The sequence below is a fragment of the uncultured Nostoc sp. genome (assembly GCF_964245445.1).
Lineage (GTDB): Bacteria > Cyanobacteriota > Cyanobacteriia > Cyanobacteriales > Nostocaceae > Nostoc.
The window spans coordinates 22,726-40,245 of record NZ_CAXTNE010000019.1 but is presented as its reverse complement, the minus strand read 5'-3'; the positions used below and the strand labels follow the sequence as shown (position 1 = coordinate 40,245).

The 17,520-nt window shown below is 41.9% G+C and carries 14 protein-coding genes and 1 pseudogene; 10 read left to right on the top strand and 5 right to left on the bottom strand.

The window, feature by feature from the left end; translation table 11 throughout:
* Positions 1 to 40 precede the first annotated feature (40 nt).
* The 3 genes from ACFE90_RS05525 to psb27 all read left to right on the top strand — a co-directional run bounded on the left by ACFE90_RS05525 (position 41) and on the right by psb27 (position 3,775).
* Positions 41 to 1,987 (top strand): ArnT family glycosyltransferase, encoded by a 1,947-nt coding sequence (locus ACFE90_RS05525; protein ID WP_375498492.1) that lies wholly within the window; start codon positions 41 to 43, stop codon positions 1,985 to 1,987.
* Between the two features lie 56 nt (positions 1,988 to 2,043).
* Positions 2,044 to 3,186 carry a 7,8-didemethyl-8-hydroxy-5-deazariboflavin synthase subunit CofH gene (gene cofH, locus ACFE90_RS05520; protein WP_375498490.1) on the top strand — a complete coding sequence of 381 codons (1,143 nt, stop codon included), beginning with the start codon at positions 2,044 to 2,046 and terminating at the stop codon, positions 3,184 to 3,186.
* A 184-nt stretch (positions 3,187 to 3,370) separates the two neighbouring features.
* Complete coding sequence (gene psb27, locus ACFE90_RS05515; protein ID WP_229487247.1) at positions 3,371 to 3,775, top strand: photosystem II protein Psb27; 405 nt, start codon at positions 3,371 to 3,373, stop codon at positions 3,773 to 3,775.
* Between the two features lie 143 nt (positions 3,776 to 3,918).
* Here psb27 and polA read toward each other — a convergent pair whose 3' ends face one another.
* Positions 3,919 to 6,858, bottom strand: a complete 2,940-nt coding sequence (polA, locus tag ACFE90_RS05510) for a DNA polymerase I (protein ID WP_375498487.1) — start codon at positions 6,856 to 6,858, stop codon at positions 3,919 to 3,921.
* A 403-nt stretch (positions 6,859 to 7,261) separates the two neighbouring features.
* Between polA and ACFE90_RS05505 the strand changes: the two genes are divergently transcribed.
* From ACFE90_RS05505 to ACFE90_RS05480, 6 genes and pseudogenes are all read left to right on the top strand, one after another.
* Entirely contained in the window at positions 7,262 to 7,477 is a 216-nt protein-coding gene (locus ACFE90_RS05505; RefSeq protein ID WP_375498485.1) for a hypothetical protein, read from the top strand.
* Positions 7,478 to 7,534: 57 nt separating this feature from the next.
* Positions 7,535 to 7,657, top strand: a complete 123-nt coding sequence (locus ACFE90_RS05500; protein WP_375498483.1) for a hypothetical protein — start codon at positions 7,535 to 7,537, stop codon at positions 7,655 to 7,657.
* Positions 7,658 to 8,007: 350 nt separating this feature from the next.
* Positions 8,008 to 8,121, top strand: a pseudogene (locus ACFE90_RS05495) (hypothetical protein); the annotation flags it as partial.
* A 151-nt stretch (positions 8,122 to 8,272) separates the two neighbouring features.
* Positions 8,273 to 9,649: a dihydrolipoyl dehydrogenase family protein gene (locus tag ACFE90_RS05490; protein WP_375498481.1), complete on the top strand. Its 1,377-nt coding sequence runs from the start codon at positions 8,273 to 8,275 to the stop codon at positions 9,647 to 9,649.
* A gap of 175 nt (positions 9,650 to 9,824) precedes the next feature.
* Positions 9,825 to 10,100 carry a choice-of-anchor E domain-containing protein gene (locus ACFE90_RS05485; RefSeq protein WP_375498514.1) on the top strand — a complete coding sequence of 92 codons (276 nt, stop codon included), beginning with the start codon at positions 9,825 to 9,827 and terminating at the stop codon, positions 10,098 to 10,100.
* Positions 10,101 to 10,477: 377 nt separating this feature from the next.
* Entirely contained in the window at positions 10,478 to 11,347 is an 870-nt protein-coding gene (locus ACFE90_RS05480) for a Cof-type HAD-IIB family hydrolase (protein ID WP_375498479.1), read from the top strand.
* 179 nt (positions 11,348 to 11,526) lie between these two features.
* On the opposite strand, the gene ACFE90_RS05475 is transcribed toward ACFE90_RS05480, so the two are convergent.
* Entirely contained in the window at positions 11,527 to 12,246 is a 720-nt protein-coding gene (locus ACFE90_RS05475; RefSeq protein WP_375498477.1) for a DALR anticodon-binding domain-containing protein, read from the bottom strand.
* Between the two features lie 525 nt (positions 12,247 to 12,771).
* Here ACFE90_RS05475 and ACFE90_RS05470 point away from each other — a divergent pair.
* Entirely contained in the window at positions 12,772 to 13,491 is a 720-nt protein-coding gene (locus ACFE90_RS05470; RefSeq protein WP_100901811.1) for a Crp/Fnr family transcriptional regulator, read from the top strand.
* A 79-nt stretch (positions 13,492 to 13,570) separates the two neighbouring features.
* Here ACFE90_RS05470 and ACFE90_RS05465 read toward each other — a convergent pair whose 3' ends face one another.
* The 3 genes from ACFE90_RS05465 to ACFE90_RS05455 all read right to left on the bottom strand — a co-directional run bounded on the left by ACFE90_RS05465 (position 13,571) and on the right by ACFE90_RS05455 (position 17,515).
* Positions 13,571 to 14,617 (bottom strand): PstS family phosphate ABC transporter substrate-binding protein, encoded by a 1,047-nt coding sequence (locus ACFE90_RS05465; protein ID WP_375498475.1) that lies wholly within the window; start codon positions 14,615 to 14,617, stop codon positions 13,571 to 13,573.
* A 297-nt stretch (positions 14,618 to 14,914) separates the two neighbouring features.
* Positions 14,915 to 16,312 (bottom strand): ABC transporter substrate-binding protein, encoded by a 1,398-nt coding sequence (locus tag ACFE90_RS05460; RefSeq protein WP_375498473.1) that lies wholly within the window; start codon positions 16,310 to 16,312, stop codon positions 14,915 to 14,917.
* Positions 16,313 to 16,468: 156 nt separating this feature from the next.
* Positions 16,469 to 17,515, bottom strand: a complete 1,047-nt coding sequence (locus tag ACFE90_RS05455; protein ID WP_375498471.1) for a PstS family phosphate ABC transporter substrate-binding protein — start codon at positions 17,513 to 17,515, stop codon at positions 16,469 to 16,471.
* Between the last annotated feature and the right edge of the window lie 5 nt (positions 17,516 to 17,520).

The following is a 17,520-nucleotide window of genomic DNA, read 5'->3' as shown; positions in this document are numbered from 1 at the left end:
ACCACAGCAGAAATTAGATTGAAAGTGGATAATATTATTGATGTTTATACTCTTGCCTCTTATTTCCTTAATTACTATTTTTTTGTTAATTAATAAAAAACGTAGCGATTGGCGTGATTCGCTGATACTAGCAATTACTTACTGGGGAATTTTACTCACTGCAATCACAGAATTTTTGAGTATTTTTAAATTAATTACTTTTGGCTGGATATTAGGAACTTGGGGATTAATATGTATCACATTAATTTATATATATTTTCGGTTAAATCACCAAATAATTCCAAACTCAGAGCAAATAAATTCTTCTCAAATAAAGACAAATATTAAAATTAAACCCATCGTAAATTTATTGTTATGTGGCATAGGTTTCGTTGTAGCGACAGTTGGATTAATTGCCATCATAGCACCACCCAATAATTGGGATTCTATGGACTATCACATGAGTCGTGTTGCTTATTGGATACAAAATCATACCGTTGTTCATTATCCAACAAGTTATACCCCACAGCTATATCAAAACCCTTGGTCAGAGTTCGTGATTTTGCATTTTCAAATTCTCAGTGGTGGTGACTACTTCGCTAATTTAGTTCAATGGTTCAGTATGATTGGCTGTATTATTGGAGTGTCATTAATTGCAAAAAAACTCGGAACAGATTTACGAGTTCAAATTTTCTCTGCGGTTGTAACTGCAACAATTCCTATGGGAATCTTGCAAGCTTCAAGCACTCAAAATGATTATGTAGCTGCATTTTGGTTAGTTTGTCTTGCTTACTACTTACTATCAACTATCCAAGCCGGAAAAAGCGAGATTTGGACGAATTCATTTAATATTGGTAGTAGTACAGGATTAGCTATTTTGAGCAAGGGAACTGCTTATTTTTATGTATTTCCCTTTTTAATTTGGTTTGGTTTTTACCTGGTTAAACGCTTACGCTGGCAAGCATGGAAGCCTGCTTTGATAGTAGGAAGTATCTCTTTGTTGCTTAATATTAGTCACTATTTACGCAATTATAATTTATTTGCTTCGCCACTTGGTGAAGCGAGTGGTTATCGTAATGAAATACTCGGTGTTAATATACTCATTTCTAATATCCTGAGAAATCTTGCTTTACATATAGGAACACCGATTGGTTTCTGGAATGGAAAAGCGAACAGATTAATTCAACTTATACATATATTCATTGGTGTAGATTATAACGATCCTCGGATAACTTTTTCCCAGACATTCTTTGTACCAGGAGGTTGGTCAACAATTGGGATAACTGGTAATGAAAACAGTGCTGGTAATTTATTACATCTAGCGCTAATAATGATATGTATGATTATTTTTATGGGTCGAAAATCTCTTCGTAAAAAAAGTTATATTTTTACTTATCTCATTGCTACCATATCTACATTTTTGATATTTTGCTACTTACTAAAATGGCAAGCCTGGAATAGTCGTCTGCATTTACCTTTGTTTGTCCTAATTTCTCCATTTGTAGGTGTGGTGTTATCTAAGCTGAAACACCAAAAAATAGCAATTTTTATAGTAACATTTTTGCTAATCTCATCATTACCGTGGGTGTTTTTTAATAGGTACAGACCTATTATTGATAGCAACAATATATTCCAAACCCCCAGAATTGAGCAGTATTTTAGTAATAGACCATTCCTCAAAGGTACTTACACAGGAGCAGTTGAGTTTTTAAATTCCAAAAAATGCTCGAATATTGGGCTATCAATGGGGAATGACCCTTGGGAATACCCTTTATGGGTACTTTTGCAGCAAAGTAATCAAAAATTACTTAAAATTCAACATATTAATGTTAATAATATTTCGGCAAGTTTAGAAAAAGAGGATTCCTATCAAGATTTTGAGCCTTGCGGGATTATTTCAATGGAAACTAAAAAAAGTAAACAAAAAAAATCTCAAGAAATTAATTTTAAAGACAAAACTTATGTCCGCTCTTGGGATTCTCCAGAACTTGGTGTATTTATTAAGTAGAATTTTATTATTTACAAGAGCTTAAAATTAAAATTTACTCAGAAGTTAAGAAAGTAATGCTGACAAAAATTACTGTTGAAAAAATTCTTGAGCGTGCCTTGATGGGATACGACTTATCTCTCGAAGAGGGAGTGGTATTGTTACAACAAACAGATGAGGAGGCGATCGCAGCGATACGTGCTACATCCGACACACTCCGCCACACTCAAGCAGGCGATACGGTTACTTATGTAATTAATCGTAATATCAACTTTACTAATATTTGTGAGCAGCACTGTAGTTTTTGTGCTTTCCGTCGAGATGATGGTGATGCCGGTGCATACTGGTTAGATTCGGCGCAAATTTTGGAAAAAGCGACAGATGCAGTGCAACGGGGTGCGACGGAAATCTGTATGCAGGGGGGATTAAATCCACAAGCGCAGATAAATGGTAAATCTTTGCCTTATTATCTCAAGGTCGTGGAAACCATTAAACAGGAATTTCCTCAGATACATTTACATGCTTTTTCTCCCCAAGAAGTAGAATTTATCGCCAGACTTGATGGACTTGGGTATGCTGATGTAATTGCTGCTTTGCGCGATGCTGGTGTTGGCTCAATGCCAGGAACAGCAGCTGAAGTGTTAAACGATGAAGTTAGGCGGATACTGTGTCCAGAGAAGATTGACACAGCCACTTGGCTAGAAATTGTTAGCACCGCTCACAAATTAGGCTTGCATACCACTAGCACCATGTTATCTGGGCATATTGAAACCCACGAACAGCAAATTGGGCATTTAGAAAAATTGCGATCGCTCCAACAAACCGCCATTAATCAGGGATATCCAGCAAGCATCACAGAGTTTATTTTATTACCCTTCGTTGGGCAAGAAGCACCCAAACCCTTACGTCGCCGTGTCGGACGCGATCAACCAGTTTTGAGTGATGCACTGCTGCTAGGCGCTGTGGCGCGGATTTACTTAGGTAATTGGATTCCTAACCATCAGCAAAGTTGGGTAAAACTGGGGCTTGCAGGTGCAACGGAAGCCTTAGTTTGGGGTTGTAATGATATCGGTGGCACATTGATGGAGGAGCATATTACCACAATGGCAGGTGCTTTGGGTGGTACGTGTATGGAAGTGGAAACCTTACAAGCTGCGATCGCTTCTTTAGGAAGACCTTACCAACAACGCAATACTCTTTATCAAAAAATTAAGAGTTAGAGAGTCAAGTCAAAGGCTTGCGGACAAGTATTTAAGTTAGCTGAACGGAGTTCTGAGTTCCGAGATGAATGAACGAAGTTTTCTAACTCCTCACTCATCACTCCTAATTCCTAACTAAATTGATTGATCCCCAAGTTACCAATCCAAGATACGATGGACGTTGATTTACGTATTCTTTTACTTAATGCATATGAAGCGCTATTGGTCGCGTTTGCTTGCGCTGGTTTTGGTTGTATCTATCGGCTTAATGGGCTGTTCTGGCAGTCCAGATAGTTTGACTGGGGATTATCGCCAAGACACCTTAGCTGTGGTCAATGTTATGAGACAAGCTCTGGATATATCACAAGATTCACCAGAAAAAGCAGCAGTTCAAGCAGAAGCGCGTCAAAAAATTAATGACTTTTCGGCTCGCTATCAGCGAGTTAACTCTGTTTCTGGTCTTGGCTCTTTTACAACCATGCGAACAGCCCTCAACTCCCTGGCTGGACACTACAGTTCTTACCCAAATCGTGCCGTACCCGAAAAACTCAAAAATCGTTTAGAGAAGGAGTTACAGCAGGTAGAAGTAGCGCTGAAGCGTGGAGGTTAATTCTTAACTATTGCCTACTCTATCATCAAGAGTCAATATTTTTGGCTCTTGATTATTTTATCAACTTGATATAAATCAGAGTTTGAAATTTTCAAATAAACTGATTGACACTTTTATAGCTAAAAGCCTTGTCACAGTTCAACTTACTTCGTCTCCATCCAATTTTCACCGACACGCGCGTCCACTAGCAACGGCACACTCAACTGGACTGCATTTTCCATCACCGACTTAATTTGCGGTTGTAATTCTTCCCATTCATCAGGAGGAATTTCAAACACTAATTCATCGTGAACTTGCAACAACAAACGCGCCTGATAGTTCTTCAAAACCTCATGCAATCTCACCATTGCAATTTTGATAATATCAGCATTGGAACCTTGAATTGGTGCATTAGCAGCAGAGCGTAGTAAACCTGCATCATAAGCACCCAAATTTTTCAATTTACTCAGATCAATATCTTTTGGGTTACTCCCTTTTAATTTGCGTAAACTGTTATTAGTAAAGTCAAAATAACGACGGCGACCGAAAATAGTTTCTACATAACCAAGAGCGATCGCTTCTTTTTTCACTCGTTCTAAATATGCAAATACTTTCGGATACCGTTCATTAAACCGCTTAATGAACTCGTTGGCAATGGTTTTATCTATCCCAGTTGAGCGCGAAAACCTTAGAGAACCCATTCCATAAATCACGCCAAAATTGATAGTTTTTGCTATCCCTCGTTCTTCTGAGGTTATATTTTCTTTTTCAAACACTAACCGCGCCGTAACAGTGTGAACATCTTCATTTTGCTGATATGCTTGCACTAATATTGGCTCTTGACTCAAATGAGCCAAAATCCGCAATTCAATTTGTGAATAATCAGCAGCCACCATTAACCAACCAAGTTCTGGCAAAAACGCCTTACGAATTTGGCGACTAAAAGCTGTACGAATGGGGATATTTTGCAAATTTGGATTAGAAGAAGATAACCTACCAGTTGATGTTGCTGCTTGGTTAAAATCAGTATGCACTCGCTGGGTATCTGGACGCACCAATGCAGGCAATGCATCAACATAAGTAGACTTTAATTTAGATAGAGTACGATACTCTATGATCGCCTCAACAAATCCACTTTTATCATCTTCTTGAAGTTTTTCCAGTGTTGCTGCATCTGTAGAGAAGCCCGTTTGAATTTTACGAGAATGTCTAGTACTTAACCCCAACTTTTCAAACAAAATTTGGCTCAACTGCTTAGGCGAACCCAAGTTAAAATTTTCCCCAGCTATTTTAGTTGCTTCCTCTTTTAACCTGGCTAACTCAGTTTCTAAATGCTGTGAAAGTTCTTGTAAATAAGCTGAATTAATGCGGACACCCGTGTATTCCATTTCGGCTAAAACCGCTTCTAGTGGCTGTTCCACTTCCACTAATAGCTTAGACAAAGTTGGAATTTTATCTAGTTCTTCACGCAATTTCGACACTAAGCTAAAGGTAGAATAGGCATCCATACCACAGTAATCTGCTACGGCAGGAATATCTATATCAGCAATGGTTTTACCTTTAGGAACCAAATCCAAATAACTTTTTGCTATTAATCCCAAATATCGCTGTGACAAATCCATCAAATTATGACTTGAATCGGGATTTAGGATGTAACTTGCCAGCATAGGATCAAACACTACTCCCGCCAAATTAATTCCTTGACACTTTAAAACTAAGCGGTCAAATTTTCCATTCTGTAAAGCTTTGGGATAATCAGCACTTTCGAGAATTGGGCGTAATGCTTCTAGCGCCAAATCTTTATGCAAATTTTCCCCAGTTTTATGCCCCAAAGGAATATAGGCTACCTCATCTGGTTTCGTTCCCCAACAGCAACCAATTCCTACTAACTCAGCATCTCTCGGTTCTAAATCGGTGGTTTCAGTGTCCCAAGCAACGGGTGTTTCTGGATTAGTGAATTTTTGCAAAAGTTTTATTAACTCAGTTAATTTTGCTTCAGTGTTGATGATGCGTGGTGTAATTGGGGAAGTAGATTGTTGTGTAACTGCTGCTGTATCAGTAGCACTGAAAAACCACAAATCATTATCTTCATCAGCGCTGAATTCTAAGTTAGTATTGGGGTTAATTGTATCTATTTTGGCTTCTTGCTTTTCTTCAAATTTGCCACCAAAACGTTGCTGTAGGTCGTTTATTTTACTTAAAAAAGACTTAAATTCTAACTTTTCTAAAATTGGTGATAAGACGTTTGTATCAAAACCTTTTAACTTGCAATTTTCTAAATCAAATTCTATAGGAACATCTAAAATTATGGTTGCCAAATAACGAGACTTCTCGGCATCTTCTTTACCCGTTGCCAGTTTTTTCTGAGTTGCGCCTTTAATTTCATCTAACGCAGCATAAACACGATCAAGTGAACCATAGGTATTTAGCAGTTGCACTGCTGTCTTTTCGCCAATTCCCTTCACACCAGGAATATTATCTGATTTATCACCACAAAGAGCTTTGAAATCAACAATTTGTGAAGGTAAAACCCCCATTTTTTCTTTGACTTGTTCTGCTTCAAATTCCGTGATGCTATTTGTAGAGCGCTTTAGGGCATCTGGACTAAAATTCAGAACGGTGATTTCTTTGTCAGAGTCGATTAGTTGAAATAAATCGCGATCGCCAGTGAGAATCTTCACCCTATACCCAGCAGCAGTTACTCGTTGTGATAATGTTCCCAAAACATCATCTGCCTCATAACCAGGGGCAGTGAAAATTGGTAGATTGAAGCCATTGAGCAACTCATGCAGGTTTGCTAAGTCGGGAATAAAGTCTTCTGGCGTTTCTTTGCGATCGGCTTTATAAGTCTCGTCAGCTTCGTGGCGAAAAGTTGCCTCACCCAAATCAAAAGCGATCGCCATTGCTTGAGGCTGTTGTGTTGCCATTACCTCCAGCAGGCACTTCACAAAACCAAAACATATACTGGTAGGAATCCCCGTTTTGGTACGTAGCCCTCCATCTCGCCCTTTGGCGAAAGCAAAGTATGAACGATAGGCCAGGGAGTGTCCATCTACCAGGATGAACGTGGGGCGTGTTGCAGTTACAGAAGTGATTTCAGACATAGCCCTATTTTAGCCAGAAGCTTTGTCACATAGTTAGCAATTTCAATGCTCATTCATTTTGGCTTTGGCGACAATAGCACCGTAAAATGTCTTGATGGCAGGTTGAAGCATTTATAATTGCAAGCTCTTACAGATAGGGCGCTCTTCCAGTTTTTCACAGAGAATATCACGAATACTACGCACAACTTGATAAGTTGAGTTTTAACTCAAATAACTTGAGTGGTTTGACTGGAACCAGCGTTGAAGAATAAGAACACCTAATTGGAACCCAAGCAAACCCTCGAATCACCAATCAGACTATTATCAACCCATTGTAAGGAAGAATAATCTCATAAGCACGATTATTACTCACGATTATGACTAAAGATGGCATCTAAATCTACCAGAAGGGCTATTTATATTCATGACATTGATTTCTGCATTTTTCCTTGGGTTAGTTGCAAGACTGCGAGCGTTGACAGCTCCTGTTGCTTTATTTCTGGCACGGGGCGGCATTATAGGGATCGTTCTGGCTGTACTGGCAGTGGCTGAGTTGATTGGCGACATGCTGCCGCAAATCCCCTCTGGCACCAGTCCCCCTGCGTTGATTGCTCGGATTCTCAGTGGTGGCATTGTGTGATGGCTAGTCACTGGAGCAAACAGCAGTTTTGCACCGGTTGGAGCGCTCTTTGGTGTGGTGGGTGCGTATGGGGGTCGGGCGGTGCGGATAGCCGCCATTGAACGGATTGGTGCAGTTCCTGCTGCACTTGCTGAGGATGTTGTAGCGATCGCTCTGGCTGCCTTTATCGTTACCCGTTGATGTCACGAAGTATGTAAGTCCTAAGTTAACTGGTATTTTAAATTAAAGAACTTGAGTGGTCTAAATTGAACCAAAATTGAAGAATCAAGACAACTGATTGAAAGTTAGATAAGCCACCTTCGCGAGGAATTAAGTCATCAAAATAAGACTGCTGAAATCAGTTATGTATCAACTGATCAACTAGTAATTGATCGATCAGTTACCGATCGCGGATACAGTTATCTTTACGACCCGAACCAGATACAGATTGGGAAACCTCACAATATTACATAGGAGCCACGTGAGCACAATCACCACACAGGTGCGTATAAAGGCATCGGTGCCTCGATCGCCAAACATCTGGCAGCCGAAGGTGCAGGCATTGTCGTCAACAGACTGAAGCGCAAACACCACTAGGTCGCATTGGACAGCCACAGGACATCGCCCCTGCCGTTGTCTTCCTTGCTTCCTCCGATTCAACCTAGATCACTGGCGAAACGCTGTACATATCGGGTGGGCTTCGCTAGCTTTAGATGTCATAACTAAATCCAAACCCTACCTGAATAGGTGGAGAGTTTTTAACTTTGAGTGTGAGAGTGTTATGAAAGCAAACTATCTCCAAGGAGTTTAGCGGTGATGGAAACAGCAGATGTCATTGTGATCGGCAGTGGTCAAGGAGGCATTCCACTGGCGGCTGATTTTGCCGATGAGGGACGTAAGGTTGTCTTGTTTGAGCGGGATGCTTTAGGTGGCAGTTGCATCAACTATGGCTGCACTCCGTCTAAAGCGTTCTTAGCAGCGGCTCATGCAACAGGGCGGGCGCGCCAGGCTAAGAAGTTAGGCATCCATATGGAGGTTGAAGTGGATTTTCCTGCTGTTATGGAGCGAGTTCGGGGAATCCGCAGCAGCTTTAATCAGGGGATTCGCAAGCGATTGGAGACTGCGGGTGTCAAAGTCATTTGTGCCGAAGCTTCTTTTGTGGGTGAACGGACTGTCAAAGGTGGGGATGTTACCCTTCAGGCTCCTCTGGTAATCATTAACACGGGCACGTCATCGCTGATTCCTGACATTCCCGGACTTGCAGGAACTCCCTACCTGACCAACCGCAACTTCTTTGACTTGTACACCTTACCAGCCCGTTTATTGGTGATTGGAGCCGGCTATATTGGCTTGGAATTGGGACAAGGACTAGCGCGTTTGGGCAGTCAGACCCAGTTAATTGTGCGAGGCGATCGCGTCCTCGGACAGGAAGAGGCTGATGTCAGCAAGGTCTTAGCAGAAGCATTAAAGCAGGATGGGATTGGACTCCACTTTGGAGTCAATGTGAATCACGTCGCCTACGAGAGTAATGTGTTTAGGCTGACCCTGAGCAGTGGCGAACAACTCCAGGGAGAAGCATTGCTGGTTGTGATTGGACGGAAACCCAATACAAGTGCATTAAATGCAGCCGCCAGCGGAATTGAGCTAGATGATCGAGGGTTTGTCAAAATTGATGACCAGTTCCATACCACCTGTTCTGGAGTCTATGCGATCGGGGATGCTGCCAAACAGCCTGCCTTTACGCATGTGTCCTGGGAGGACTATCGCCGCTTAAAAGCAATTTTGTGTGGAGAAAACCGGACACGGAGCGATCGCGTCCTTGGCTATGCAGTCTACACAGAACCCCAGGTTGGGCGAGTCGGTATGACGTTAGAACAGGCTCAGAAACAAGGCATCAACGCGTGTGCTGTCACGTTACCCATGAGCCAAATTGCGCGTGCGATCGAGTGGGGGCATGACCTCGGGTTTTATCGCATGGTGATCGACAGCGACACAGACAAAATCCTGGGAGCAACCCTAGTGGGGTACGAAACTGCTGAACTGGTGCATGTATTTTTATCCCTGATGGAAGCAGGAGCAACCTGGCAGTTGTTAGAGCGATCGGTTCACATCCATCCTACCTATGGTGAAGCTTTACCCAGTCTGGCACGGTTGCTGCTTGGAGATAACATGCCAGGGTGTCCGAATATGTAAAGAGGTTTTATTAATGCACAACCTCAGTTGGCATTAATTTCAAGTGGATGCCTAAGCTAGGAAGTCATCCTCCTGACTCGGCTACAAAACCGTTCTCTGTTCGTTGCCCAAGCTTGCCTGATATAGCCCCTGCCCAATCTACAAACTGGGATGGATATAGCGTCGCTGACAAACAATAGAATTTACTGGAGACATACTCGAAAATACATGTTTTAAAAATATAAGTCCAACCCCAAGTCAAGCCACTGTAAATCTTGGCAGTCAACTGAGCTTACAACTAAATAATCAGTCTTTGTTGAGACTCAATCCACAATATACTTCCAGTTACCAAGTTGCTAAATATGACAACATTACTGATTATAGTGGCACATCTGGAGACACTCCTTCTAACTTAACTGGCAAATTCATAGACTTTATTGAAGAGATAGGTTTTTCCCATCCCATCTATTAGTCAGGCTATCTAATTTAAATCAAAATCCCCGATTTTTTCGAGAATCGGGTTTTTTTCTTGAGACTATTAGTCAGAATTGTGAACAATATTCAAAAAATACCATAGCAATCTAAAATCTAAAATTGTCTGATATCAAGTCCGGTGAATCACTTATGATTACCGTATCTGTGCAAAAATCGAAAATGCCTCTTTCCCCCAGCTAAGAGTCCCCAGCAAGACCTGCGCTCTAAATGATAAGTCTTTAGCCGGACATGATATGATTTAGCATCTTCAAGTTAGGAAACTAGGGTTGAATAGAGAACCCAATTTTTTCTACTACTCCCCACTGCTAGCTAGAGCCTGTTAACCTCTTACTGGAACTTAAAATCTAGGAAATTATGCAGAAAGTATCTGCCACACATTTAGTATCTACTGATAATCAGGCTGCTACAAAAGACATTAAACTACTAGTTTTGGATATAGATGGCACGATCGCCGGACACTCTAACACCATTAGCGAACCTGTAAAGCAAGCTATTGTGGCAGCGCAAGCACGAGGAATTCAAGTAGCGATCGCGACAGGTAGGATGTATCGTTCAGCCTTGCGCTTTCACCAAGATATCGGCTCTACCCTACCATTAATGGCCTATCAAGGAGCCTGGATTCAAGATCCGCTCACCCAAAAAATTCATCGCCATTGGGTTGTTTCCAGGGAAATCGCCCACCAGTTACTCGACTATTTTGAACAGCCTGAGTTGCGATCGCTCCTATCTGTTCACTTCTACATCAATGATCAACTATACGTCCGTGAACTAACTAGAGAAACCCAAATTTATGCAGAACGTTCTGAGATTACCCCGATTCCGGTAGGTGATTTGCGTCAAACCTTAACGAATGAACCAACAAAAATTCTTGCTTTGTCTGATGACATTGATGTGATCGACAAGCTATTGGGAAATTTGCGCCGCCAATACACACCTGCTGAACTTTATCTGACAACATCTGTTGCTACCTTTTTTGAAGCAACTAACGCCTCTGTGAATAAGGGAACTGCTGTACGTTACCTAGCCGAAAAATTGTTGGGATTACAGTTAGCCAATGTTATGGCGATTGGCGATAACTTCAATGATGTGGAAATGCTGGAGTACGTTGGACTTGGTGTCGCTATGGGCAACGCACCAGCAGGAGTGCAAGCGATCGCGCAGTGGGTAGCTCCTAGCGTAGAGGAAGATGGAGCAGCAGTAGCAATTGAAAAGTTTTTGCTGTAATGAGGGCAATTTTTCAAACCTAACCCATATAAATCAGAAAGGACACCGACGACTGGCCGTGTTTCGTCTCGGTGTCCTAGCTGGTTCGCTCCTCACACACCTGTTAATGTAGCTGAGGTGATGCATTGAGTCAATAGATATATAAAAGTTTTTATTTTGGCCTAAGCGACATTACCGATTTATAACTCTAAGGGCGCAAAAACACCCAAGTTTTCCTCTAGCACAAATCTTAATACTGACTGAGTAGCCATAAGCAATCCGAGTCTGGCTTGGGCTAACTCTGGTAAAGTAATTTTCACCTCACCCCAAATCCGGCAACTACACCAAAACTTTTCAAAAGCTTGGCTCAAACTCAGCGCCACTTTTTCCCATTTCACAGAACCCTTAACATCAGGGCACTCTATGTTGTCTACCACTTGTATTAACTCACCAATTAGACGACGCTCATCTGGGTGATTGAGCCGCAATGTTCCGTCACAATTAAGCCAAGGTAAAGGGTTAGGAGAGATCACACTCCAAAAAGCTGGACTAGTATTTGGAACTGGTTCTCTAAGTTTAATCAATCCTTCTCGATGCGCCAGAAGCACTAGCGAACAGCAGCGTGCATGGGCATATTGAACAGCAAACAAATTGGGCATTGGGCATACACAAGAGGCAGAGGGGCGGGGTGCAGGGGGCAGAGGAGAAAATTCTTCTCCCTTGCTCCCAGCTAAGAGCTCCCTTGCTTCTTCCCTATTCCCCACTCCCCACAAACTCCCGACTACGAGACTTTGTAACCAAGTCGCTAACGTTGAGTGAGTTAATTCAAAATGTATCAAACCAGGGGGAACTATTTGGATGGTAAAAACGTCGTCACAAATCCCTGATATCTCTGAGGCGATCGCGCTGGCAAGTTCCATCGCTTTTCGATTCTGAGATTTTGATAGTCCCAGAGACACACTTGAGGTGTATAAAATTCTATTATTATCTCTACCTTTATATAGAGTAATTTTTTCACTTTTTATGCATCTATTTTCTGTTTTATAAGTATCAATGCTTAGTAATTTTCTTAAACAACTGTACACTAACTGTTTGATTGACGTATATTTGCTAACTTGTATTTTATGATGCACGTAATATTATTTAAATCCTTATGTAAGATATATTTGTTACTTTTCTGTCATCCATCTTGCGGTATAAATTTAATTTAGATAAAGAAAAATGAGAAGAGGATAAAATTTGATGAATAATCGATGAATAGTAAGTAAACTTTACTACCATCATTGTACAGTAGGAAGTATAACAAAAGAGTAGAGAGTAATTTGCTTTCTATTCTTTGGATTGGCTGGCGCTGTTAGGCGTTATGCCTGCCTTGCCAACACAAAGACACTCCTTGCACCCTTTTATTTACGTCTTTGTCTTCAGCCGAACGCTCTTTGTTACCTATGCAATCTCCATCCTCCTTTTCTGAGGCATCACGGCCTTTTTTAACTTGGCAACGCATTCTTGACTGGGCTCAAGAACACTACCGCTGCCGTACCTTTAGCAAAGATGAGCGCATTCCAGCCCGGCCTGGATTGCTATATTTGGTGCAAAGGGGTGCGATCCGTATGGTAGGAACCGCCCAAGTTAGCGCGACTGCCAGCCAGCTAACGTCTCGACGAATTAACAGAACCCCAGAAGAAGCGTTCTTGGGTTTTGTGGGAGCGGGACAGCCATTTGAAATTGTTGCCCAATCACCATTCACACTCCAGTCCTACGCCCATGTTGACCAAACTGCGGTGTTGTGGATGTACTGGCATGACTTAGACAACTGGCCTCACTTCCGTCGTGAAGTTATGGATGCCTTTAGGTATCAGCACCAGCGTAAGCTACTGTGGCTGAGTGCCTTGGGACAACGCCGCACGATTGACCGACTCTTAGGATTTCTCACATTGTTAATTGAGGAATATGGAGAGCCAGCAATGAGCGACACTGATCCTGATGTGATTCGCGGCTATTGTCTGCCCTTCCCCCTCACCCATGCCCAAATTGGGAGCGCGATTGGTTCCACTCGTGTTACTGTCACCCGTTTGATGGGTAAGCTACGTCAACGTGGCTTAATCCTGACTCAAGGCGATAATCTCATTTGCTTGCCAGCAGAATCGATTAATAGAGCTGGTTAAAGCACAGTTCAGAGCGGCGATTTCCGCCACTCTGTCTTGAGCGCGATGGGCTACGCCCCGCCGGAGACGATCGCAAGAGTCAGCGAATTTTGACAAACCCAGCTTGGCTAATCAGTTCCTGTCCCTGCTCAGTCAGCAGTAAGTTGGCGTAAGCGACACCTGCTTGCTGCTCAGTCTGACCATTCTGTTTGACCACCACAAACAGATTGCGGGTAATCGGGTATTTTCCTGATTGGAAAGCCTCAATGTTCAATTTGTTTCGTTTACCAGGACATTCGGACGGGAGGACAGATGGTTCCTGGTATGGAGCAATATATTGCCCTTGCGTCCGCCCCAACGGCAAGGCTTTGATTGAGCATTGAGGAATCACCTCTGGGGCAGAAGCGTAGTAGATACTACCAGGACTACCAGCCAATTTTTGCAAGGCTTGGGTGGTTGTGGAGATAAATTCCACATTGGGACTGAAAGGTTGACCACCCAAGATATCTTGGACAAAAAGCTCTACCGTACCGCCATCAGCAATGCGGCGGGAATAAGGCTTAATCAGAATATTGGGGCCGCCCACCTGGCTCCAATTATTGATTTTACCTGTGTAAATTAACTTTAACTGCTCTACCGTTAGCCCTTGGATGTTAAGGTTGGGGTTAACTGCAACTGCCAAACCATCAATTGCCACAGGAACTTGTTTGAAAGTGAACCCACGCTGCTGGGCACGGCTTAATTCCTGATCTAAAACTGGTCGGGAGGACTGGGCAAAGGCTAGTTGACCGTCTATCAGAGATTGAATGCCAGTACCAGAACCAGGAGATGCATTACTCGGTTCTACGTAGCGCAGCCGAAACTCTGGCCGCGCGGCTTGAAGTGCTGGATCAACTACCAGCCGAATTGGCGCCCAAGATGTACTGCCTCCGTAATTAAATAATCCTGTAGGAACATCCTGTACTGAAGTAAAAGTATTGCCACTAGGCTGTTCTGATGAAGCTTGGGGCGTTTTGATGCTACCAGAATTAATTGTATTTACGTTGACACCAGACTTTTTAGTAAACCACCAAAAACCGCCAGCTATTAGCCCGACTGTGATTAGGATGGATAATACAAGAATAGTTGTTTCATTTTTTTGGGACATAATATAATTACTCACGCGTCCATTCAATACAAATGCTTAACTTGATAAGTGCTTGCTATTTGAAATTGTATTTGGAGGACAGGTGTTTTCTTAACAAATGCTGACAAATCCTCACTTTTTACTACAATAGATGCCAAGGTATAATAAATCTCCCTTGGATTATTCGTCTGTTTTCTCAAAATTTGAGCGCTGGTAAGAATAAATTGATAGTAAAATTTTTCCTCATAAAGTTCAATTTCTCATTTTGAGGGTTTTTCCAGGTTAAGTATTGGTTAATTTTTAATTTTTTATTGCTGATTATCGCACTGGTTCAAAGTCATAACCCGTGCGTGAGCGAGAACCAGGAACAATTTTTACAAGTTGGACTGGCGCATTGCGATCGCCTGATGCTAAAAACCGAATTGTACCAGAAGCACCAGTGGCAGAAAAGTCAGAAGATAAAAGTACTTGTTGGACTCCAGAACGTATGGGGTTGCGTTTTAATGCCTCAATCAGAGCTACAGTGGCATCATAGCTAAGGGCACTTCGCCAACTCACATCACCGCCCCATAACTGTCGGGATTTCTGAGGAAAATTTGACTTGGGAGCGCCATCAATATGCCAGGGAACTGCCAATACCATCCCCACAGCTTGTTCTCTGCCAATTTCTAAAGTTTTAGCGGTGTAAACATCATCTCCCGCCAGCAAAGTTAACTTTTTCTGGTTAATCTGAACTACTTGCAGCGCTTTATCGAGAGTTTCAGTGTTAGCAGCTAACATCAACACTTCTGTACCTTGCTTAGTTGCTTGTTCTACACTTTTAGCCGCACTAAAACCCACCTGAGACAAATCAAATTCGCTGGATACTTGTCCACCCTCTAGGGAAACAGATGAAACAAACTCCGACTTTAAAGACTGGCTATAATTACTCTGAGAATTAAAGAAAATCACTGCATTTTTTTTCTGCAAGGTTCTCACCATATAGTTGGCTAAACTTCTAGCAGCCATAAAATCACTAGGAACCGTGCGAAAAACGTAGCGGCTAAAGTTAGAAATTTTTACAGATGTACTGGTAGGGGAAATTGCTACAAGTTGTCCTGAAGTATAAATAGTACCGGCGGCTAAGGTGGAATCGCTAGTATTAGGCCCAACTACACCTAATACTTCTGAATTACTGACTAGGTTGGAAGCGATTTGCTTGGCTATTTCTGGATTGTCATCGTCGTTAGCTATCCCTACCCTTAACGGTACTCCCTTGACTCCTCCAGAGGTATTAATTTCATTTTGGGCTTGGGCTATGCCACGCAAAATTTCTAAAGCAGCATTGGGGTCAGTGCCGAATGGTACAGAAGCCATAATGGTGTAGCTCTTGGAAGAACCAATGCGGGCATTGTTCAGAAAAATTAGCGTTTCTGGATCGTTACGGTTGAGTTTTAGGGCATCTGTCAAATTAGCGATCGCTTTATCATAACTTTTAGCTGTGAGCGCCTGTAATCCTTCTTTTTTAACTGGAGAAATATCACCCGGAGTCAAGGATTTTTCCCCAAAACTAATGCGGTCTTGTAAGGATGGATTGCTACCTATTTCTGGATTTTGAGTGATACTATTACTAATTTTGACCCCATTGTTAGTAAACCACCAAACACTACCGCCCACTATTCCAACGGTCAACAGCAGGGTCAAAGCTAAAATTTTAGTTTCATTTTTTTGTGACATGAACAAATTTAAATAAAGTAAAATAAAAATGTTTATTATTTGTAGAACTTACGTCTGGAGGTAAAAAACGAACTATTCCATATCTACGATAAATAAGAATTTAATAAATTTGTATAAGCCCTAATTTGATTATTTTGTTAAATTTAAAAATTTGGCTCATTTAATTTTGACAAATCCAGCCTTTTCGATCAGTTCTTGACTCTGAGGTGTCAGCAGCCAATTTGCATAAGCTTCCCCAGCTTGCTGATCTGTTTGACCATTCTGTTTAACAATTACAAATAAATTGCGGGTAATTGCATAATCTCCACTACGAAAGGCTTGAGTATTCAACTGATTACGCTTACTGGGACATTCAGATAGAGGTACAAAGGGTTCTTGGTAGGGTGGCACAAATTGACCGTTTGTCCGCCCTAGTGGTAGGGATTTAATTGTACACTGGGGTACAACCTCTGGGGCAGAAGCATAGTAAATTCCACCAGGACTTGCAGCTACTTTTCGTACTGCTTCTGTGGTCGTACCAATGTAACTAATGTTGGCACCAAATTTTTCTTTATTTAAAACATTTTCGACAAAGAACTCCACTGTGCCGCCAGCTTCTTGACTTCGAGAGTAGACTGTAATTGGTAAATTTGGTCCACCCACCTGTTGCCAATTAGTAATCTTGCCAGTGTAGATATCTTTGAGTTGGGCGACAGTTAAACCAGGAATATTCAGATTGTGGTTAACTGCGATCGCAATTCCATCAATCGCCACTGGAATTTCTTTCAAACTAAATCCTTTTTGTTTAGCTTCGGCATTTTCTTCTGCCTTGACTGAGCGAGAAGATTGAGAAAAAGCTAGTTGATTATCTATCAACATCCGAATACCAGTTCCAGATCCTGCTTGACCTGAAGGAGGTTGAGTATAGCGTAAAGTAAATTGAGGGCACAGGCTTTCTAGTGCAGAGTCTACGTCTTTACGGATGGGTGCCCAGGTTGTGCTACCACCATAGTTGAATGTTCCCTCCGGGAGATTTGGCACGTTACATTTGTTGTTGACAAACTGCTTTGTGGAATTATTTGTGTTGCTACTCTTTGAAGGTTTAGCAACAGTTCCATTTAGTTGTGCCCACCGTTCCATAAAAAACCATAAGCCACTAAAGATTAAGCCAATGGTGATGATAGCAGCTAAGAAAAGGCTAAGTGTTTCGTTTTTCTGAGACATAGTTA